The organism is Reinekea marinisedimentorum (genome assembly GCF_004341165.1).
Classification (GTDB): domain Bacteria; phylum Pseudomonadota; class Gammaproteobacteria; order Pseudomonadales; family Natronospirillaceae; genus Reinekea; species Reinekea marinisedimentorum.
The window spans coordinates 148,286-168,602 of sequence record NZ_SLZR01000008.1 but is presented as its reverse complement, the minus strand read 5'-3'; the positions used below and the strand labels follow the sequence as shown (position 1 = coordinate 168,602).

Sequence of the window (20,317 nt, the reverse complement as noted above, 5' to 3'; positions counted from 1 at the left end):
CAGAGGCCAGATAATACGGCTGGACCGGCGAGTGCAACGCCATTTAAATGACGGACTTAGCCGAGGCGAACTGAAGTCAAAATTCAGTCAACGTACTGCAGTCGAATCCAGTCACAGCCATCCTGCTGCGATAAAAAGACGACATTAAGGTCAAAATTTGTCAGTTCCGGCGCCAATATTTCGCGCACCAACTGCTCATCGTTGTTTTGCTCGCTGATATGGGAAATCAGCAGATGACGGAGTCTGGCGCGGTTCACGGTTTGCAGCATGGCAACGGCCTGGTGATTACTCAGGTGGCCGAAATTACCGCTGACCCGCCGCTTCAGGCTTGGCGGATAGGGGCCATTCTGCAGCATTTCGGGGTCGTAATTGAATTCCAGCAGCAATACATCACACTGATGGAACTCTTTGATGACATGATTGGTTATAGAGCCAATATCGGTGAGCAGCCCCACGCTGAAGCCGCCATGGCGCACCACAAATTGAGAGGGTTCAGCACAATCGTGAGGAACGGTCACCGCCTGAATATCCAGCGCCCCAATCGACAACCGTTGACCGGTATGAAACAGGTTTAACGTTGCCACAGGGCGCTTGATCGAGCGCGCCGTTCCATGAGTTAGCCATAGCGGAATACGATAGCGGTTAGCCAACATCGGCGCACCCTTCAGGTGATCACCATGTTCGTGGGTTACCAGTATGGCGCTCAGGCTCTCCGGTGCAATGCCCTTACTCTTAAGGCGCTGTTCAATGTCTTTCAGGCCGAAGCCGCAGTCGATCAGTATTCGGGTATCGGCGGCTTCAATGATTGTCGCATTTCCTTTGCTTCCACTGCCTAAAGAAGCAACTTTCATTAGCGGTCCGCAGGCCCTTTCTTGAAGTGAGCAAACAGATCCTGCAACAGATTTTCTGCGACCGGTGAAGATGGCACTTCATCGCCCTCGCCTTCAACAATCACCAGGGTGTCGTTTTCCTGAGGGATCAGAACCAGGCTCAGCTGTTCTTCGTAAATGCCCATAATCCGGTTGTATAGCCCCGGTTTACGGATTTTTTCCAGTTCAAAGCGATACTCGGAACGGTTCTTGTCGTCGAGTGCGACCTCGAGTTCCTGCAGGGCGGCATCGAGCAGCTCCCAGGTGGACGATGGTGTACGATTGAACCGCAGTGAGCTGTTGCCCAGGCTGTCTTTGAGCTCTGCAACGATTAACGCTGAACGCTCCCGGACTTCATTGGCCTCACCAACAAACGCCTCGTTCTGCGGTACTGTAAATTCCGTATACTCAACCGTCGACGGCGCATCTGCAGGAATCGGATACCAGTCAGTGGTTGAGGTTTGCGTTGGATCGTACTCAACGGAGATCGGCTTGGAGGAGCAGCCAAACAAAGGCAGGGCTGCGCATAAAACAACAGAAGTAACGAGTTTTAAATTCACTTAGATGATACCTGCTTCCGCCAGAGCGTTGGTGACTGCTTCATGATATTGAGCATCCAGTGGAACCAGAGGCAAGCGAATACCATCCGGAATCAACCCCATAAGGTTCAATGCCCACTTAACCGGAACCGGGTTAGACTCCAGGAACAGACTTTTATGCAGCGACTCCAGAGACATATTAATGCGCTCAGCGAGTTCGCGGTCACCGGCCAAAGCCGCCTTACACATACTGGCCATCGCTTTGGGGGAAACATTGGCTGTTACTGAAATATCGCCGTGACCACCGCAGAGCATAAACTCCAGCGCGGTAGCGTCATCGCCGGTATAAAGCGCGAAGCCTTCCGGTGCGTTTTCAACCAGGAATTTAGCGCGGTCAATGTCACCGGTCGCCTCTTTGATACCAATAATATTTGGCAGTTCGGCCAAACGCAGTACGGTTTCCGGCAGCATATCTACGGCCGTGCGGCCCGGTACATTATAAAGAATTTGAGGGATATCGACCGATTCCGCGATTTTCTTAAAGTGCTGATACAAGCCTTCCTGAGATGGCTTGTTGTAATAAGGGGTTACGATCAGTGCTGCATCTGCACCAACACGCTTGGCCGCGCTGGTCAGGTGAATCGCTTCGGAAGTTGAGTTACCACCGGTACCCGCAATCACCGGGATACGACCGGCACAGGTTTCTACAGTGAACTTAATGACCTTTTCGTGCTCATCCATATCCAGCGTTGCAGACTCGCCGGTTGTACCGACAATAACAATGGCTGCGGTATCGTTTACGATGTGGAATTCAATCAGGTTTTGCAGGCTCTCCCAGGCGATGGAGCCATCTGTATTCATGGGTGTAACAATAGCGACGATACTGCCGGTGATCATAATTATTCTCTCCTACACAATAGCGCAATGGTACTGAGCACCCATCTGCAGCACAAGCTGATTGACTGGCAAAAATCAAAATATGGACCATACTTCACTGTGCCTGACTAAAAATCATACAAACTACAGGGAGGGTTACATGGTTCACACCGGTGAGGCTGTACCTGACTTTATCGTACCCGCGACAAGTCATAAAAATGTTCAACTCAGAGCGTTGACAGGTTATCGGATCATTCTTTACTTCTACCCTAAAAACAACACGCCTGCCTGCACGATTGAAAACCAGAATTTTGCAGCCAATTACGAGCGGTTTCGCAAGGCCAACACCCTGGTGTTCGGTGTCAGCAGAGACTCGCTGGAAAGCCACGAGGCGTTTAAAAAATCTCAGGCTCTGCCATTTGAGCTGATTTCCGACAGCAACAGCAATCTATGCAAAATGTTCAACGTACTGCGTGAAAAAGAACTATTCGGTAAGCCTATCGTCAGCCTTAACCGCTGCACGTTTCTGATCAACGAGCAGGGCATTCTGTCGAAGGAATGGCGGGAAGTGGATGTTAAAAACCACGTTCAGGAAGTGATCAGCTATATTGAGCAGCGCTTAGAACTTGAAGACCAACAAACAGGCTGAAGACAATTCAGCCTGCTCGATCAAACGTGCAGTTAAGCACCTTCAGCGTTGATATGCTTAGGCCAGGCACCCACAACAGCCTTGACCAGCGTCGCCAGCGGTATGGCAAAAAAGATACCCCAAAAGCCCCAGACACCACCAAAAATAATGACAGCAACGATAATCGCCACCGGGTGTAAATTAACCGCTTCCGAGAACAGCAACGGCACCAGTACGTTGCCATCCAGTATCTGAATAATCAGGTAGGCCACCATGACCCCGTACATCTCCGAGGTAAAGCCCCACTGGAAGGCACCAATAGCAAACACCGGAATGGTCACCACCGTTGCACCAATGTAGGGGATCAACACCGAGAAGCCAACCAGAACCGCAAGCAGAGCAGCGTAGTTTAGGCCCAGCAACACAAAGGTGACAAAAGAGACACCACCGACGATCAGAATCTCGATGAACTTGCCGCGAATATAGTTGGCAATCTGCTGGTTCATTTCCAGTGCAATCCGGTTCATCAGCTGACGACGACTCGGCAGCATCGACTTGAAACTCTCCCAAAGGTATTCACGGTCTTTAAGAATAAAGAACACCATCAACGGAACCACCACAGCGTAAACCAGTACACCCAGCACACTCGGCAGCGTATTCAGCGAGAATGTCACTACATTCGGCACCCATCCGGTCAACTGATGACCGACCTGATTCAGGTCGAGACTGGAAACCCATTGCAGTACCAGCTCTTCTGAAACTATTTCGGGGTACTTTTCAGGCAGCTTGGCGATCTCCTGCTGAAAATGCCGCATCATCTGAGGAATATCACCCACCAGTGCAGTGATCTGTTTCACCAGAGCCGGAATAATAGTCACCAGCGCAATAAACAGAGTGCCAAAGAAGAACAGAAATACCAGAACGACCGCCAGGGTGTGCGGCACCTTAAATTTCTGCAGGCGATCAACAATGGGAGAAAGCAGATAAGAAAGAATAATTGCCGCAAAAAGAGGTGCTAAAACTGACCCGAACATGTAAAGCAGAATACATGTCAGCAGCGCCAGCAAAACAAGAATAATCGCTTCTTCGTCAGAAAAATATCTGGTGAAAAAGTCCTTAACGACCCCAAGGAATTTCAAACTGCGTCTCCTTTAATAACCCAAAAGCGGTATTCGCCTTCGCGCTCGCATTGCTGCTTTAGTTCATGATTGGTCATGGCTATAAAAGCCGGAATATCCCGCTGCGAACCGGCATCGGTCGACACCAGCTGAATACATTCACCGGCACGGATGGTATTCAGTGCCTGTTTCAGTTTTAGTAACGGCATTGGGCATCTCATGCCGGTTGTATCAATAGTAACTGAACCTGTTTCGTCAGAATTCATAATGGAGACACCCGTCTTTTCCTGCTGATCGTTGTTCATGAGTTGCAAAAATCAACAACGCGCCGGTAAGGCAACTTTCCACCGAACAAATCCAGAGCGGAACCGACCGTCACATCAATTTTACCGTTACCCGCCGCTTTCAGCTTCTGTAAATCTTCGAACGAGCGCACACCGCCGGCATAAACACAGGGAATGCTGACATTCTCGGCCAGCAAGGCAATGAGCGTTTCATCCATACCCTGCTGCAAGCCTTCAACATCGACCCCGTGGATCAGAAATTCCGAGCAGTAGTCGCTTAATTGCGCCAGCGAGTCGGCATCAACCGCAGTATCGGTAAAGGTTTGCCAGCGGTCAGTGACCACAAAGTACTGCCCCTGCTTTTGCCGGCAGCTGAGATCCAGAACCAGATTCTCTTTACCGACTTCAGAAACCAGTTTCTCCAGCCTGGAAAAGTCGACGCGGCCTTCACTGAACACATAAGAGGTGACAATGATCTTTGCGGCACCGGCTTGCATCCAACCGGATGCGTTTTCAGCAGTAATGCCACCACCTATCTGCAAACCACCGGGCCAGGCTGCCAGCGCTTCTTTCGCAGGCTGATCATTGTTGGCGCCCAGTTTAATGACATGCCCACCCAGCAGATTGTCTTCCCGGTACAGGTTGGCGTACCAGGATGAGGGCTTTGAAGAGACAAAATTAGTCGCGGGGTTCTGTCCGCTGTCGTTGAGCGAACCACCAACAATCTGCTTTACCTGACCATCGTGCAGGTCTATACAGGGTCTGAATTTCATAAGGTATGGTCTACTGCCTGTCTGTTGCACACAAAAATTAGCTGCGGCAATTAAATTGAGATGATTTAAACTAGCGCCAAGTTTAAGCAATCTGCTATCTACATGCGAAATATAATTAAGAATCTTTTTCTGGCAACACTGCTGATTCATGGCGCACCCGCCTTTGCCGACTTTGGCGACCGTCAGATCGACTGGACAGCGGTAGAAAGTGAAGACTTTCGCGATTACGCCGTTCGCGGCCTGAACGGAAAAAACGCCCTGTTAAACCAGTTCTGGCCGGAATATTGGGTAAAGCAGCGCTTTCTCGACCTGAACCTGCGAAGCCCGAAGCCGCTCGATACCGCCATCATCGTGAATATGAACAGCCTGAGTGTGAATGCCTTTGCCATGCCGGGTAATTTTATTGGCCTGCACCTGGGGCTTTGGGAATTCGCGGACACCGAAGATGAGTTTCTTTCCGTCCTTGCCCATGAAATGTCTCACCTGACACTCGACCATTTTCTGCGCCTGACTGACAACCAGTCTGACCAACGCTGGCTGGCCACGACCGGCATTATACTGGCCATTCTCTTTGCTCAGGAAAACGCAGACATTGCCAGTGCGGCCTGGCTCGGCTCCATGGCTGCTGCCAGTCAAAACAGCCGCAACTTCTCTCAGGCTATGGAGCTGGAGGCAGACCAGTACGGTCAGGAGCTGATGGAAGGAAGTGAATACGACCCTACCGCCGCAAGGTCATTCTTTCAGCGCCTGTCCAGCGCGTCTCTGGGCAGTCGATCTTATGAGTTCCTGCAAACCCACCCTTACGGCAGTACCCGGGCAGCACGTCTGGATAACCAGCAGCCGACAGAGCAATCCGGGCAAGCCAGTGAACCCACGGCCTTCGATGCTCTGCGGTATTTCATTCTGCAAAAGAAAGGCGTTCGCACAGCAAGCCCGTATGACGGATGGCAACCGGAAAGCCTGCAAACAGACCCTAACGTGCTGTTTGGCTGGTATGAGCATGAATACAGCCGCACCGAAGACACCACCGGGCACCTGAACAATCTGGACAACCTGATCACAGCGCATCGGGGCTTTTTACCGGCCTACCTCCGCAGGCTGGAACTGCTGGAAGAAACGGACGATACCGCACGGCTCTGCGACAGCTACTTTGAATTTCGCGACCTGATCAATTCAGACTATGTAACGCTGGATGTTATTTCGGTCATGAGAGAGGTTTCGCTGCACTGCCAACCGAATCAGCACCCGGAATGGTATGCGCAAGAACTCTGGCAATCCGGGCAGGAGCAAAGAGCGATTCAGTTTTTAAGAAGGGTTATTCAGGATGAAACGAGCAGCAATTTACTCGCCCGCAGGCGAGTAATGCTGACAGAAATGGAACGACGTTATCAGCGCTTCCGCTGACTGGTAAAGTCGAGCATACGGTTCAGCGGAACCACAGCCTTTTCAATAAGCTCCGGCGCAACCAAAACTTCGTTAGCCGGCGTAACCAATTCAGATTTAATACGCTCCAGATCATTCATTGCCATCCACGGGCAATGAGCACAACTCTTACACTGAGCACCCTGACCGCCGGTAGGCGCTTCAATGAACGATTTCTGAGGCGAACGCTGTTGCATCTTGTAGAAAATGCCACGATCGGTAGCAACGATAAACTGCGGGTTAGGCAGAGTTGCAGACGCTTCCAGCAGCTGCGTTGTAGAGCCAACGACATCGGCCAGTTCCACCACGGCATCCGGTGATTCCGGGTGCACAAGCACCGCAGCTTCCGGATACATCGCTTTCATATCCTTCAGACCCTTGGCACGGAATTCCTCATGCACTATACAGCTGCCGTTCCAGAGCAGCATATCGGCACCGGTTTGCTTCTGCACATAAGAACCTAAGTGTTGATCCGGAGCCCACAACAGCTTTTCGCCCTTGCGGTCCAGATACTCACACACATCTAAGGCAATACTTGAGGTCACAACCCAATCAGCACGGGCCTTCACGGCAGCCGATGTGTTGGCGTAGACAACAATGGTCCGGTCCGGGTGCTGATCACAGAAATCACTGAACTCTTTTGCCGGGCAGCCCAAATCCAGAGAACAGGTCGCTTCCAGCGTTGGCATCAGCACGCGCTTTTCCGGGCTGAGAATCTTTGCTGTTTCACCCATAAACTTCACACCGGCGACCAGAACAGTATCGGCCTCGGTATCACGGCCAAATCGCGCCATCTCTAAGGAATCACCAATAAAACCGCCAGACTTCTCTGCCAGCTCCTGCACCAGAGGGTCGCAATAGTAGTGAGCCACCAATACCGCATTCTGCTCTTTGAGCAGCGGAATAATCTCATCGTGATACTGAGCAACCTGCTCTCTGCTGAGCTCACTTGCTCGCTCTGCAATAGGGACTTCGAAATCGATCTTAAGGTCTGAAAGACTGGCTTTAGATATCATTTTGCGATGGAACCATTTTTAGCAATTAAACGGGGAATTTCGATACGACTGCAATTCTACAGTTATGTTGAACAAGCTTATAGGACAGATACAAAAAAGGAGAGCGAATGCTCTCCTTTTTTGCGTAAACTGGTGGGTTGTATAGGATTCGAACCTATGACCAATTGGTTAAAAGCCAACTGCTCTACCGACTGAGCTAACAACCCATATAGCCCTTAAAACAACTTAAGAAAGTTGGTGGGTCGTATAGGATTCGAACCTATGACCAATTGGTTAAAAGCCAACTGCTCTACCGACTGAGCTAACGACCCCCTAAGGAGGCGCATATAATAGGGAATTTTCTTTCAGTTGCAACCCCTATTTCAAAAAAAAACGCGCCAAGTTGTTGTTTTTCCAAAAGAAAACTCAGAAACCCGCCTGAATCACGCGATTGAACAGATTTCAGACAGCGTAACGGGTCGGGTCCTGAACGCCGAGTTGCTCAAAGCCCTTTTTACGCAGACGGCAAGAATCGCACTGACCACAGGCTTCACCGTTCTCATTCGCCTGGTAACAGGAGACCGTCAGTGAGTAATCCACACCCAGAGAAAGCCCCAGCTCTACCGTTTGGGCCTTAGTCAGGTTAATCAACGGCGTTTCAATTTTTACCGGACGCCCCTCAACACCGCGCTTGGTGGCCAGGTTAGCCATGGTTTCATAGGCCGCGATATACTCCGGCCGGCAATCCGGATAGCCGGAATAGTCAACCGCGCTGACACCAATAAAGATCGCATCCGCATCGACCACTTCGGCCCAGCCCAGCGCTATCGACAAAAACACTGTATTACGCGCAGGAACATAGGTTGCCGGAATGCCTTCACTCTCTTCTGTCGGCACGTCGATGGTGTCATCGGTTAAGGCTGAGCCACCTATGGTACGAAGGTTCATCGGCACAACTTTGTGTTCCGCAACATTCTCACGCCGTGCGATGTTTCGCGCAGCATCCAGCTCGGCATCGTGACGCTGGCCATAATCGAAGCTCAATGCATACACTTCATAGCCATCTTTTTTTGCTTTTGCCAGAACGGTAGACGAATCCAAACCGCCACTGAGCAATACAATCGCTTTCTTGGTCATAAATCACCACATAAAATTAGTGCCAAGCCGGAAGCGGCTCAGCGAGAGATTAGTTACTGTTGAGCCGCGCTTCTGAAAGCTTCGCACTCTGGGTGCTGGGGTAGTCTTTAATAACCCGCTCAAAATACGTCTTTGCCAGCTCTGGCTTAGAGCCCTGCTGCGCAATCACGCCGAGCTTATAAAGAGAATCCGACACTTTGGCATGATCAGGATAATCAGCCACCACCTTTTCAAAGGAGGTTCTGGCAGATTCAACCTGACGCTGTACCAGGTAAATTTCACCCGTCCAATACCAGGCATTGGGTGTTAAAGGGTGATCGGGGTGCTGTTGCGCAAACTCGGACAAGCGGGCAATCGATTCATCAAACTTACGTTCCTGCATCAGTGCAGTGGCCGCGTTGTATTGCGCCAGAATTTCTTCATCGGTCAGTGCAGTCTGAGCATCGTCAGTTACCGGCACCGCCTGAGTCGTTGCTGCGGTAGTTACCGCCTGCTGCTGAATAGACTGGATGCGATTGTCCAGATCGATATAACGCTCTTTCTGTTCCTGCTGTAAAACCTGAACCTGATAAGACAACTCTTCAATCAGACCACGCTGTTCAGCGACGGTCGATTCCAGCTGCTGCACCTGAAACATCAGCGTTTCAATCAGTTCGGTACTGGGACCATTGGTATTTTGGGTACGGTTAAGAGGCACCGCACTGCTCGAAGTGGCAACATGGTCGGCCTGAGACTGCACGACCGGCACTTCAGCTGAAGCAAATAAACTGCAAATCAAAAAAGTGCCGCCTAAACAGGCAGCACTTATGTTTACTCTTTTAGTCATAGACCCGTCTTATTAATAAACAAACTCTACGCGACGGTTCTGAGAGTATTCAGCTTCAGTTTTACCGATAGCCAGTGGCTTTTCTTCACCGTAGCTAACGACATCAATCTGAGAAGCGGAAACACCTTTCACCTGCAGGTATGCCGCAACTTGCTTAGCACGCAGTTCACCCAGAGCCAGGTTGTATTCGCGAGTACCACGCTCATCGGCATGACCTTCTAGAACAACTTTAGCGCCGGATTTAGCCAGGTATGCAGCGTGTGCATCTAACATATCGCGGTATTCAGCTTTAATGTCGAACTTATCGAACTCGAAGAAAACAAGAGTCATGTCCATCAGGTCACTCATCATGTCGTCCATCATGTCATCAGCATCAACTACATCTGCTTCAACCTGTTCAACTTCCAGTGCGATCGTTTCTTCAGTTTCCAGAACGGTCTCTAAAGAAGTATCAGTTTCAGTCATCGTTGTCGTTGCGGTAGCATCTTCGTCTTGAGTGTTACCACCACAAGCAACCAGAATTAAAGCAGAAGACAACGCAGCAGCTGTTAATAGTTTGGATTTAGCCATTTTCCGATCCCATATATCAGATATTTTTAGTTTAATTAGTTGGTTCGTTTCTTAACCCAGCTAGGGTTACCATCTTGAACTGCTTTTAGATTCAGTTCAAGTAGGGAGACCAAGCAGGCTCTATAACATCACCAAAATTCGAGGCCATCTGGTTAGTTACCTGACCATCAAGCGACACCCAGGCAAGAATTCCCTTATTACCCTGCTGAGTAGAATAGATCAGCATAGTGCCATTTGGAGCGATCGATGGCGATTCATCCAGATTTGTCTCTGTAAGAACCCTGATGTCTTTTGTTGCCATATCCATCGAGGCAACGTGGAACCGTCCTTCACGCAATTGGATAAACACCAGATATTTACCATCGGAGCTGTAACGCGCCCGTAAATTTTGCGAACCCTCAAAGGTTAGACGCTCTGAACGGCCCGTCGCAAGGCTATATTGGTAGATTTGTGGTCTACCTCCCTTTTCAGAAGTATAGACAATGTAATTTGAATCTGGCGAAAAACTAGGCTCCGTATCAATGTAGGTATTGCGTGTCAGACGCTTGGAACTGCCGGTCTGGAAATCGTATAAATAAATTTCCGGGCTGTTTTTTTCGCTGGAAACGTAAGCCAGATATCGACCATCTGCAGAGAACGATGGCGCGCTGGTGTAGCCCCTGGCATCAGAGATTGAACTGATCCGACCGGTACTGAGCTCCTGAATAAAGATCTTCCAGCGGTCACCCACCTTGTTCGCAAAGGCAACCTTTTTACCATCGTGAGACCAGGTCACTGAAATAATGGGTTCTGACGATTTATAAACCGTTCTTGCCCGTTGCCCGTCTGCATCGGCTACCTGCAGGCGATACTCAAAATTGTCTGCACCTTTCGCATCACGGGTAACAAAAGCGATCCGGGTTGAAAACACGCCGCGCACACCGGTAATGCGTTCATAGATCAGGTCTGACAGGGAGTGGCCAAAATCGCGAAGCTGAGATACACCAATCTCCTGACTGACCTTAAAGACCCGCTTACTTTTAACGACGTCAAACAGTGCCACTTCCGCCTTCACCCGATTTCCGGCTAACGGCTCCATATGGCCGATGACCACGTACTCCTGACTGAGCAGACGCCAGTCACGATAGTAAACGGCCTCTTCAGTGGAAGGCTGGCTGAGCATCTTCCCGGCATCCATAGGCTCAAAACGCCCGGTTCTGGTCAGGTTACTGACGATGATGTTATCAACACGCTCAGGCAGGGTTGAACTGCCGCCCCAGTAAAATGGCACAACAGCAATTTTTGTCTGGGAGTCATAACCCTTGGTGACCACAATATCCAAATCCGCCAATGCGAATGGCGAAATCAGGCTACAGGCAATTAAAAATACTTTTAATGTTGCGGTAATTCGCTTCATAAATTCATTAAATCCTCTGGTCTAAAGGTAATGTTCAAACGGCGAAAACCACCCTGTTCAAACGCCTCTGAATTCTCTGGCACACTAAACCTTCTTACCCGCTCTACGGCACGCAGAACGGAGTCATCAAACCGCTGATTGCCCGAAGTCCGGGTAATTGAAGCCTTCAGTAATTCACCTGTTGGCAGCAACTCCACCAGCACCACCGCCTCGATGCCCTGCAGGCTCATCAGCCTCAATTCTGGCGGACGCGACCACTGCTGCTCAATCTGTGCTCTGATCATAGACGCATGGCTGGAAACCGTTGCTTTTATCTGCGCCTGTCTGGCCTGGTTGGATTCGATAATCTCGATCTGCTCATTAATAGAGGCCTCTTCCGCCGCCAACCCTTCAAGCAGGTTACTGAACAGATCCTCCTCACTTTCCAGCGCTGGCTGCTTAACTTCCGGCTCTGGTTCTGCAACCTCCGGCTGTTTTACTTCCGGCACGGTTTCCGTAACAGGCTTTTGCACAGGCTTAGGCTGCTCTTTGACTACCGGCTCCGGTTTGGGTTCTTGCTTCACCACTGGCTTCGGTGTTTCCTTAACCACGGGCTTGGGCGTTTCCTTCACCACCGGTTTTGGCGCAGGGGTTGGCTGAGGCTTAACGACAGGTTTGGGAGCAACCTTGGGCTGCTCGATAGTGACAACACTGGCTACGATGTGGTCCGGAACCTCAAACTCTTTATGGCTACTCAGGGAAAAGTTCCAGGAGCCGAATATCAGTGTCACAACGACGGCATGAAGTGCCAGAGCACCCACTATCGGCCAGGAATACTGCTTGCCGAAAGTCGTTGTCGGTGCCGGCAACAGGCTATTCATCGGGCGCCTCGGTAATCAGCCCAACGGAATCCATACCCGCCGCCTGAAGGCTCGACATTACACCCATGACACGGCCATAAAGCACATTTTGATCGGCACGCAACAGCACCTGCAGGCCGGGATCGGAATCGAGAATACCGGTGACATAAGAGGTAATGCCGCTGTCTGCAACCTTGGCTGGCTCTTCATCACCACGTTCTATTAACGCCTGGCCATCCGCGGTCAGAGCAATAATCAAATGCTGGTTTTTCTCATCAATGGTCAACGGCGCAGAGTTCACTTTTGGAACATCAACCCTGACTCCCTGAACCAGCATAGGTGCCGTAACCATGAAAATAATAAGCAGCACCAGCATGACGTCGATATAGGGCACGACGTTCATATCTGATACCGGCTTTCGCCGAACCCGAACTTTCATTATTGAGCCTGCTTACGGTGTTGCGATTCCAGCAGGTGCGCCTGCCGGTGCAGAATGGCAGAAAACTCTTCGGTAAAGGTTTCCAGGCTGTTGAGCATTTTTTCTGAGCGCGCAGAAAAGCGGTTAAAGGCGACAACAGCAGGAATGGCAGCAAACAACCCCATTGCCGTTGCAATGAGTGCCTCGGCAATACCCGGCGCAACGGTAGCCAGCGAAACCTGAGTCACCGATGCCAGACCGAGGAAGGAATGCATAATCCCCCAAACGGTGCCGAACAAGCCGATGTACGGGCTGGTAGAACCCACAGTCGCCATAAAGGTTAAATGCGAATCCAGTCGTTCGGCCTCTTTGCTGACAGCAACACGCATGGCACGCTGACAACCGGCCATAATGCCCTCAGCATCGGTAATGTGCTGTTGCCGCAAGCGGGTAAATTCTTTAAAGCCCGCCCGGAACACAGCCTCACCAGCGCTGTTTTCTTCGGGGCTGGCATTGACCTGCCGATACAGCTGGGCCAGATCTATGCCGGACCAGAAGCGCTCCTCAAAGGCAGCGAATTTTCTAAAGGAGTCTCTCAAGACATTGCGACGCTCCCAGATAAATACCCATGTTGTGACAGATAAACCGACCAAAACCAGCATAACCAATTTCACCAGTATTGATGCATCTGCTATGAGTTGCCAATACGAAAGCTGCTCGCCCACTGAGTGTTTCCTTGTTTGAATAATTGAACGTAGGCTAAAGAAATAAACCGAATAATTCCAGTGACCTTTAATCGGGGCTCAGGAATTTTTCGCGGCATTTGCAGAAGGGCATGAAAGAAGCAGCGGAGCGGGTCCGCCGTTTTAACAGAATAGTGACCGAGGCCTCAGTTTCAGGCTTGCGGACGGTCAATGTCGAAATGCAGGTACGCCAGGTCTGTTGCTATTCGGCCACGCGGTGTACGAATGAGATAACCCTGCTGAATCAGGTAGGGCTCTACGACATCTTCCAGGGTATCGCGCACCTCGCTCAGTGCCGCGGCTATGTTCTCAATGCCGGCAGGGCCTCCGCTGAATTTTTCGATCAACGCAAGCAGTACCCGCCTATCGAGATGATCGAACCCGGCCTTATCAACATGCAGCATATTCAGTGCGCCATCAGCTACGGCCTGCGTGATACGGCCATCTGATTTTACCTCGGCGAAATCGCGCACCCGGCGCAACAGCCGGTTGGCAATCCGCGGAGTCCCGCGTGAACGCATGGCTATTTCATGTGCACCTTCTTTTTCTACCTCTATTTCGAGCTTACCGGCAGAGCGCAGCACAATGGTGGTTAAGTCCTGTACGGAATAGAACTCCAGCCGCTCAACAATACCGAAACGATCGCGCAGCGGAGAGGTCAGCTGGCCGGCACGGGTCGTCGCCCCAACCAGTGTAAAGGGAGGCAGATCGAGCTTAATACTGCGCGCGGCCGGGCCTTCGCCGATCATGATATCCAGCTGATAGTCTTCCATCGCCGGGTAGAGTATTTCTTCTATGTTTGGCGACAGACGATGAATTTCATCAATAAACAGTACATCACCCTGCTCCAGGTTTGTCAGCATAGCCGCCAGATCGCCGGCTTTTTCCAATACCGGGCCGGAGGTGGTCTTGATATTCACCCCCATTTCGTTGGCGATAATGTTAGCCAGGGTAGTTTTACCCAACCCCGGCGGGCCGAAGATCAGGGTATGATCCAGGGGCTCTTCACGCTTCTTGGCGGCACCGATGAAAATATCCATCTTTTCACGCACAGCCGGCTGGCCAATATAGTCCTGCAATAAGGCTGGCCGTATCGCCCGGTCATGCTGAGTTTCAACCGGAGATTGCGGTACAGGGCTGATGAAGCGGTCTGTTTCGATCATAGTGAGTCCTTACATTGCCTTCAGGGCAGCGCGGATAATTTCTTCAGAGCTCATACCATCGGTTGCAACCTTAGAGATCGATTTCGACGCTTGAGCCGGTTTATAGCCCAGTGCGATCAGGGCGCTTTCAGCATCCTGCAGATGATCAACCGAATCAGCTGCTGCGCTCAGCGCACCCAGAGGCTCCATCAACAGAGAGCCGGCACTGCCCAGGGCATTCAGCTTATCTTTCATTTCCACAATTAAACGCTCAGCAGTCTTCTTACCTACACCGGGAATCTTGGTCAACGATGCCGGATCCTGCTCCTGAATGGAATGAATAAAGCGTTCAGTTTCCATACCACTGAGGATAGCAAGTGCTAACTTAGGCCCCACACCACTGATTTTAATGAGCGTACGGAACAGGGTTCGCTCGTGGTCTGTGGCAAAGCCGTACAGAACATGGGCATCTTCACGCACGGCCAGATGCGTCTTTAAGGTAACTACGTCGCCAATTTTAGGCAGGGCAAAGGCGGTAGAGAGCGGAGCCTGAATTTCATAGCCAATGCCATGAACATCTATAAGCAGATCTGGCGCTTTATTTTCCAGCAGCACGCCCTGAATACGACCAATCATAATTTTTCATTCCTGTAAGAAGTACTGTGCATAAACACAGGTAAATGCAGCTGCCAGTGTATCGCGGCGAGACGAATGATCAATACAATTATGAAACCAAAGGCCACAGACAGTTCAGGAGCCAGGCCTGCCTGCTGAACAATATAGGTACTCAGCGAGCCAATCAGCGTGGCGGTCGCGTATATATCGCGCCGGAAAATCAAAGGTATTTCATTGGCCAGCAGGTCGCGGATAATGCCGCCAACGATGCCTGAGGACATGCCCATCATCACGACCACCAGGCAAGGTAAGTCCATATGAATGGCCGTTTGCGTGCCACTGACAGTAAAGGCCGCCAAACCGACAGCATCGGCATACAGCAACGCCTTAAAGGGAATATTAATAAATTTGGCCAGTACAAAGGTAATGACCGCCGAACCCAGCGCAACATAAGCCAGCGTAAGATCACGGATCCACGCCAGCGGTGCAATATCCAGCAACAGATCACGCAGAGTGCCGCCACCGAGTGCCGTGACGAAAGCCAGAACCAGCACACCGAACAGATCGAAACGCTTACGGCAGGCTTCAATCGCACCCGCCATGGCAAACACGGCGACACCAAACAGTTCAATCCAGTAAAGAATCAACATTACACCAACCGCCCTCTTCTGGAGTGGGACGCGCCGGTAATATTGACCAAGCCGGTGACGGTATAGGCGTGACAGGCCGCCACAGCCAGCGCATCGGCAGCATCTTCCTGAGGCACACCGGGCAATTTCAACAACGACTGCACCATGTAGCCCACCTGATCTTTATCGGCATTGCCGTTGCCGACAACCGCCTGCTTTACCTTTCTGGCGGCGTATTCAAAGACTTCCAGCTGCGCCTGAGTACCGGCCAGAATAGCAACCCCACGCGCCTGCCCCAGTTTAATGGCGGCATCCGGCCCACGGCCCATAAAGACTTCTTCAATTGCCATCTGTTGCGGGCAATACTGTTCAATAATTTCAGTCAGCGAGTCGTAGATCAGGTTGAGCCGAAGCGGCATGGAGGGCTCTTTATGCACACGGATCACGCCACTGGCAACGTACTCCAGCCGCGAGCCCACCTGATTGATGACTCCGAAACCGGTTTTTCGTGAGCCCGGGTCAATACCAAGAATCAGCGCCAATGCAGATTTCCTATTATTCGATAAAGTTTGCGTTGGTGTAGACGGCCTGAACGTCATCCAGATCTTCAAGCATATCGATCAAACGCTGAACTTTTTCGATAGATTCGCCTTCAATATCCACTTCGGTACTCGGCACCATAGTGACTTCACCTTCAGGCTCATAGCCGGCATCGAGCAGCGCCTGTTTAACGGTCATAAAATCTTCCGGTGCGGTGCGTACTTCAAAGCTGCCGTCGTCACTGGCGATGACATCCTCTGCTCCGGCTTCCAATGCAACCTCCATGAGCGCATCTTCATCGGCCTTTTCCAGCAACAACTGACCGACACTGGAGAACAGATAGGCCACCGAACCATCGGTACCCAGGTTACCACCAGTTTTAGTAAAGGCGTGGCGCACTTCACTGACGGTGCGGTTTTTATTGTCGGAAAGGCACTTCACATACACAGCAACCCCCTGAATGCCATAGCCTTCATAGGTCATGGCTTCAAAGTTTTCGCCATCTCCGGCTCCGGCCCCGCGGGCAATGGCCTTATCGATGGTGTCGCGTTTCATGTTGGCGCCGAGTGCCTTATCAATAACACTGCGCAGCGCCGGGTTGTCTTCCGGGTTGGGGCCACCAGATTTGGCTGCTACAACCAGCTCACGAATAATCTTGGTGAAAATTTTGCCGCGTTTGGCATCTTGCGCAGCCTTACGATGGCGGATATTCGCCCATTTACTATGACCAGCCATAGTCACCTCTTAACATGCTAAAAATTCAGATATTTCCGTTGATTGTAAAAAAACAAGGGAGCACTCAGCTCCCTTTATTCAATTACTTTAATGCTGACTCAGCTTTCAGACGAAGCCTTTCGGATGCGGATGTTCAGCTCTTTAAGCTGCTCTGCATCCACCTGGCCAGGTGCTTCGGTGAGCACACAGGCCGCTGTCTGAGTTTTCGGGAAGGCAATAACTTCACGAATAGACTCGGAGCCGGTCATCAGCATCACGATTCGGTCAAGGCCAAATGCCAAACCGCCGTGTGGAGGGCAACCGTACCGCAGCGCCGACAACAGGAAGCCAAACTTCTCTTCCTGTGACTCTTTATCGATCTTCAGTACATCGAAGACCGTATTCTGCATTTCTTCATCGTGGATACGGATGGAACCACCGCCCAGCTCGACACCGTTCAGAACCATATCGTAAGCTCGGGACAAGGCACCCAGCGGGTTCGCTTTCAGCTCTTCGATAGAGCATGAAGGCATAGTGAACGGGTGGTGCAACGCAGTGACGCGGGCATCGCCGGTATCTTCAAACATTGGGAAATCAACAACCCACAGTGGTGCCCACTCACAGGTGTAAAGATCCATGTCTTCACCGATCTTACAACGCAACGCACCCAGCGCATCGTTAACGATCTTGGCTTTATCGGCTCCAAAGAAGATAAGGTCGCCGTCTTCAGCTTCCAGTCGTTCAATCAACGCTTTGCGAACATCAACCGGCAGGAATTTAACGATTGGCGATTGCAGACCACAATCATCGCCATCTTCCAGCTTAGATTTATCATTTACCTTAATGTACGCCAGGCCTTTGGCGCCATAGATGCTGACAAACTTGGTGTAATCGTCGATCTGCTTACGGGTCAGGCTGTTGCCACCCGGTACTTTCAGAGCAGCAACACGACCGGCGGCATCTTTAGCCGGGCCAGAGAACACCTTGAATTCAACACCTTCCATCAGATCACTGACGGTCACCAGCTGCAGCGGAATACGCAGGTCCGGCTTGTCGCTGCCGTATTTCTCCATCGCTTCAGAGAATGGCATACGCGGGAAGTCAGCAAAATCGACATCCAGCACTTCTTTAAACAGCGAGCGGATCATGGTTTCAGTAATACCCATGATGCCATCTTCATCCATGAAAGAAGTCTCGATATCAATCTGGGTGAATTCCGGCTGGCGGTCGGCACGCAGGTCTTCATCACGGAAACACTTGGCAATCTGGTAGTAGCGGTCGAAACCGGAAACCATCAGCAGCTGCTTAAACAGCTGAGGAGACTGCGGCAACGAGAAGAACGAACCCGGGTGGGTACGAGAAGGCACCAGATAATCACGCGCACCTTCCGGCGTCGCACGGTTCAGAATAGGCGTTTCAATGTCGATAAAGCCCTGATCTTCCAGTGCACGGCGCACGCTGGAGGTGATTTTGGAGCGCAGAATCAGCTTTTGCTGCATTTCCGGGCGACGCAGATCCATATAGCGATACTTCAGGCGAACGTCTTCACCAACAGGCGAGTAATCGTCCAGCGGGAACGGAGGCGTCAGCGCTTTGTTCAGCACTTTAATTTCACGACCCAGCATCTCAACCTCACCGGTCGACATATTGGCGTTAACCGTACCTTCAGGACGGCCACGAACCAGGCCGGTAATCTCTACAACATACTCACTGCGCACACGATCGGCAGTGGCAAAGCTTTCTTCGGCATCAGGATCGAAAACCACCTGCATGATGCCCTCACGATCACGAACATCCAAAAAGATAACGCCGCCGTGATCACGACGACGATGAACCCAACCGCAGATGGTAACGGTCTGGTCAATGTTTGAACTGTTTAGTTCTCCACAATACAGGCTTCGCATGGTTTTTCCCGATCCAGATAATCAATTTGCAAAAAGGCGCGCATTATACAACGATTCAGCCAAGAATTAACCCACCGATCAAACTTCTGAATTTTCTGTTAGCATTCAGGTCAAACAACCAGCGATTCAACGAACATGCGATACCGCCTAATTACCTTAATTGCCAGCCTTTGTCTGATTTGCAGCATCAACCCTACACTGGCGAATGAGACCGACACTCAATTGACAGACACAACACTGGTACAGTCACTGAAAACCGCACTCAGCCAACCCAACGCCTTTGAGGATGAATATGTCGGGCAGGTTTGGTTAGCTGCTATGTCGACGCCGTTAAGCCGCTGGATAAAAGACCCGAACGAACGCATTGAGCTACTAACCCTGATTCATGCTGAAGCGTCCCGGGCTAACCTGGAGCCGGGGCTGATTCTGGCACTCATTCAGGTTGAAAGTGCATTTGACTGCTATGCGGTATCCTACGCGGGCGCAAGAGGCATTATGCAGGTTATGCCGTTCTGGAAGGATGAAATTGGAAGGGAAGAAGACAGCCTGCTGGAGTGCGCGACAAATCTGCGTTACGGCACCACCATTCTGGCGCACTATCTTGAGATCGAAAAAGGCAGCCTTATAAAAGCACTGGCCAGATACAACGGCAGCCGCGGCCAAACCTGGTACCCAAAACGGGTTCTAACCTATTGGCATCAGTACTGGCGGCTCGGCGAATAAATCAGCCGGTCATAAACCCGGTCGTTTGAACCTTGTCGCTCGGCTCTACATCTACCCCCAATACCTGAGCAAACACCGGCCCCTCGTGCAGCGACTGGATCATATCACTGATGGCTTGTTCCTCTCCACACACCAGAACCTCCACCCGGCCGTCAGGCAGATTCAGCGCATAGCCCTGCAAACCCAGTTCATAGGCGCGCTTTTTACAGAAAAAACGATAACCCACGCCCTGCACCTTGCCGTACACCCAAGCCTTGACGCACTGTTGCATAACACCCCCTTCTATTAGGATTGATCCTCAGCCAGTCTAATGAAGAAAACGGCTGCTAAATATCCTACAAAATTCAACAGAGCAATGAATTCAGGAAAACAACACCCGAACAACTGCGCCCCTGAACAACACCTACCCGCCCATGTGCATAAGTTCACAAATCTAACACCGCTCATAATGTGAACTGATTCTCAATAAACAAAGCTAAAACAGCACCAGATTTTCTATTGACTACAATATAGCCAGATAGTTGCACCTGGAGCCAGAGCATATGAGCATCGCGTCTCTTCGACTAACCATGCCAAAACAAAACCTTCATATAAGCCGTGACACCAACGCCTTATAT

Annotated in this window: 24 protein-coding genes and 2 tRNA genes; 3 read left to right on the top strand and 23 right to left on the bottom strand. The window is 50.9% G+C overall.

Going from position 1 to position 20,317, the window contains the following annotated elements; translation table 11 throughout:
* Positions 1-83: 83 nt before the first annotated feature.
* The 3 genes from BCF53_RS10915 to dapA are packed head-to-tail and all read right to left on the bottom strand — an operon-like array spanning position 84 to position 2,305.
* Complete coding sequence (locus tag BCF53_RS10915) at positions 84-851, bottom strand: MBL fold metallo-hydrolase (RefSeq protein ID WP_132701763.1); 768 nt, start codon at positions 849-851, stop codon at positions 84-86.
* Positions 851-1,429, bottom strand: a complete 579-nt coding sequence (locus BCF53_RS10910; RefSeq protein WP_132701762.1) for a hypothetical protein — start codon at positions 1,427-1,429, stop codon at positions 851-853. The genes BCF53_RS10915 and BCF53_RS10910 overlap by 1 nt, the downstream gene beginning before the upstream one ends.
* The gene (gene dapA / locus BCF53_RS10905) at positions 1,430-2,305 is read right to left on the bottom strand and encodes a 4-hydroxy-tetrahydrodipicolinate synthase (protein WP_132701761.1); all 876 of its coding nucleotides are present in this window, start codon (positions 2,303-2,305) and stop codon (positions 1,430-1,432) included.
* 139 nt (positions 2,306-2,444) lie between these two features.
* Here dapA and BCF53_RS10900 point away from each other — a divergent pair, with 139 nt between their 5' ends.
* A complete protein-coding gene (locus BCF53_RS10900) occupies positions 2,445-2,933 on the top strand; it encodes a peroxiredoxin (protein ID WP_132701760.1) in 489 nt (162 codons plus the stop codon).
* Positions 2,934-2,965: 32 nt separating this feature from the next.
* Here BCF53_RS10900 and BCF53_RS10895 read toward each other — a convergent pair whose 3' ends face one another.
* From BCF53_RS10895 to hisA, 3 genes are read right to left on the bottom strand one after another with little or no spacing between them, the layout of a single operon-like run.
* The gene (locus BCF53_RS10895; RefSeq protein WP_132701759.1) at positions 2,966-4,051 is read right to left on the bottom strand and encodes an AI-2E family transporter; all 1,086 of its coding nucleotides are present in this window, start codon (positions 4,049-4,051) and stop codon (positions 2,966-2,968) included.
* Complete coding sequence (locus tag BCF53_RS10890; protein WP_132701758.1) at positions 4,048-4,296, bottom strand: sulfurtransferase TusA family protein; 249 nt, start codon at positions 4,294-4,296, stop codon at positions 4,048-4,050. The genes BCF53_RS10895 and BCF53_RS10890 overlap by 4 nt, the downstream gene beginning before the upstream one ends.
* A 35-nt stretch (positions 4,297-4,331) precedes the next feature.
* The gene (hisA, locus tag BCF53_RS10885) at positions 4,332-5,087 is read right to left on the bottom strand and encodes a phosphoribosylformimino-5-aminoimidazole carboxamide ribotide isomerase (RefSeq protein ID WP_132701757.1); all 756 of its coding nucleotides are present in this window, start codon (positions 5,085-5,087) and stop codon (positions 4,332-4,334) included.
* Positions 5,088-5,189: 102 nt separating this feature from the next.
* On the opposite strand from hisA, the gene BCF53_RS10880 reads away from it, so the two are divergent.
* The gene (locus BCF53_RS10880; protein WP_132701756.1) at positions 5,190-6,491 is read left to right on the top strand and encodes a M48 family metallopeptidase; all 1,302 of its coding nucleotides are present in this window, start codon (positions 5,190-5,192) and stop codon (positions 6,489-6,491) included.
* Here BCF53_RS10880 and nadA read toward each other — a convergent pair.
* The 16 genes from nadA to aspS form a co-directional block, all read right to left on the bottom strand.
* On the bottom strand, positions 6,476-7,525 hold the full coding sequence (nadA, locus tag BCF53_RS10875) for a quinolinate synthase NadA (RefSeq protein WP_132701755.1): 1,050 nt from the start codon (positions 7,523-7,525) through the stop codon (positions 6,476-6,478). The two genes, BCF53_RS10880 and nadA, sit on opposite strands and share 16 nt — an antisense overlap.
* A gap of 130 nt (positions 7,526-7,655) precedes the next feature.
* A tRNA-Lys gene (locus BCF53_RS10870) sits at positions 7,656-7,731 on the bottom strand.
* 29 nt (positions 7,732-7,760) lie between these two features.
* Positions 7,761-7,836 (bottom strand) — tRNA-Lys (locus BCF53_RS10865).
* Between the two features lie 130 nt (positions 7,837-7,966).
* Complete coding sequence (queC, locus tag BCF53_RS10860) at positions 7,967-8,641, bottom strand: 7-cyano-7-deazaguanine synthase QueC (protein ID WP_132701754.1); 675 nt, start codon at positions 8,639-8,641, stop codon at positions 7,967-7,969.
* A 49-nt stretch (positions 8,642-8,690) separates the two neighbouring features.
* On the bottom strand, positions 8,691-9,419 hold the full coding sequence (ybgF, locus tag BCF53_RS10855; protein ID WP_165901887.1) for a tol-pal system protein YbgF: 729 nt from the start codon (positions 9,417-9,419) through the stop codon (positions 8,691-8,693).
* Positions 9,420-9,479: 60 nt separating this feature from the next.
* Positions 9,480-10,037 carry a peptidoglycan-associated lipoprotein Pal gene (gene pal, locus BCF53_RS10850; RefSeq protein WP_243645819.1) on the bottom strand — a complete coding sequence of 186 codons (558 nt, stop codon included), beginning with the start codon at positions 10,035-10,037 and terminating at the stop codon, positions 9,480-9,482.
* A gap of 91 nt (positions 10,038-10,128) precedes the next feature.
* Positions 10,129-11,433 carry a Tol-Pal system beta propeller repeat protein TolB gene (tolB, locus tag BCF53_RS10845; RefSeq protein ID WP_132701752.1) on the bottom strand — a complete coding sequence of 435 codons (1,305 nt, stop codon included), beginning with the start codon at positions 11,431-11,433 and terminating at the stop codon, positions 10,129-10,131.
* Positions 11,430-12,293, bottom strand: coding sequence for a cell envelope integrity protein TolA (tolA, locus tag BCF53_RS10840; protein WP_132701751.1), 864 nt, complete (start codon positions 12,291-12,293; stop codon positions 11,430-11,432). Before tolA ends, tolB begins: the two co-directional genes overlap by 4 nt.
* On the bottom strand, positions 12,286-12,711 hold the full coding sequence (tolR, locus tag BCF53_RS10835) for a protein TolR (protein WP_207902709.1): 426 nt from the start codon (positions 12,709-12,711) through the stop codon (positions 12,286-12,288). Before tolR ends, tolA begins: the two co-directional genes overlap by 8 nt.
* Entirely contained in the window at positions 12,711-13,415 is a 705-nt protein-coding gene (tolQ, locus tag BCF53_RS10830; protein ID WP_207902708.1) for a protein TolQ, read from the bottom strand. The genes tolR and tolQ overlap by 1 nt, the downstream gene beginning before the upstream one ends.
* A gap of 170 nt (positions 13,416-13,585) precedes the next feature.
* On the bottom strand, positions 13,586-14,596 hold the full coding sequence (ruvB, locus tag BCF53_RS10825; RefSeq protein ID WP_132701748.1) for a Holliday junction branch migration DNA helicase RuvB: 1,011 nt from the start codon (positions 14,594-14,596) through the stop codon (positions 13,586-13,588).
* Between the two features lie 9 nt (positions 14,597-14,605).
* Positions 14,606-15,211, bottom strand: coding sequence for a Holliday junction branch migration protein RuvA (ruvA, locus tag BCF53_RS10820; protein WP_132701747.1), 606 nt, complete (start codon positions 15,209-15,211; stop codon positions 14,606-14,608).
* Positions 15,208-15,840 carry a trimeric intracellular cation channel family protein gene (locus BCF53_RS10815; protein WP_132701746.1) on the bottom strand — a complete coding sequence of 211 codons (633 nt, stop codon included), beginning with the start codon at positions 15,838-15,840 and terminating at the stop codon, positions 15,208-15,210. The genes ruvA and BCF53_RS10815 overlap by 4 nt, the downstream gene beginning before the upstream one ends.
* Positions 15,840-16,361, bottom strand: coding sequence for a crossover junction endodeoxyribonuclease RuvC (ruvC, locus tag BCF53_RS10810; RefSeq protein WP_243645817.1), 522 nt, complete (start codon positions 16,359-16,361; stop codon positions 15,840-15,842). Before ruvC ends, BCF53_RS10815 begins: the two co-directional genes overlap by 1 nt.
* 13 nt (positions 16,362-16,374) lie before the next feature.
* Positions 16,375-17,094, bottom strand: a complete 720-nt coding sequence (locus tag BCF53_RS10805) for a YebC/PmpR family DNA-binding transcriptional regulator (RefSeq protein WP_132701744.1) — start codon at positions 17,092-17,094, stop codon at positions 16,375-16,377.
* Between the two features lie 98 nt (positions 17,095-17,192).
* Positions 17,193-18,977, bottom strand: coding sequence for an aspartate--tRNA ligase (aspS, locus tag BCF53_RS10800; RefSeq protein ID WP_132701743.1), 1,785 nt, complete (start codon positions 18,975-18,977; stop codon positions 17,193-17,195).
* A 135-nt stretch (positions 18,978-19,112) separates the two neighbouring features.
* Here aspS and BCF53_RS10795 point away from each other — a divergent pair, with 135 nt between their 5' ends.
* Positions 19,113-19,700, top strand: a complete 588-nt coding sequence (locus tag BCF53_RS10795; RefSeq protein WP_132701742.1) for a lytic transglycosylase domain-containing protein — start codon at positions 19,113-19,115, stop codon at positions 19,698-19,700.
* Between the two features lies 1 nt (position 19,701).
* Here the strand turns inward: BCF53_RS10795 and BCF53_RS10790 are convergent, their stop codons facing one another.
* Positions 19,702-19,971: an acylphosphatase gene (locus BCF53_RS10790; RefSeq protein ID WP_132701741.1), complete on the bottom strand. Its 270-nt coding sequence runs from the start codon at positions 19,969-19,971 to the stop codon at positions 19,702-19,704.
* Positions 19,972-20,317 lie beyond the last annotated feature (346 nt).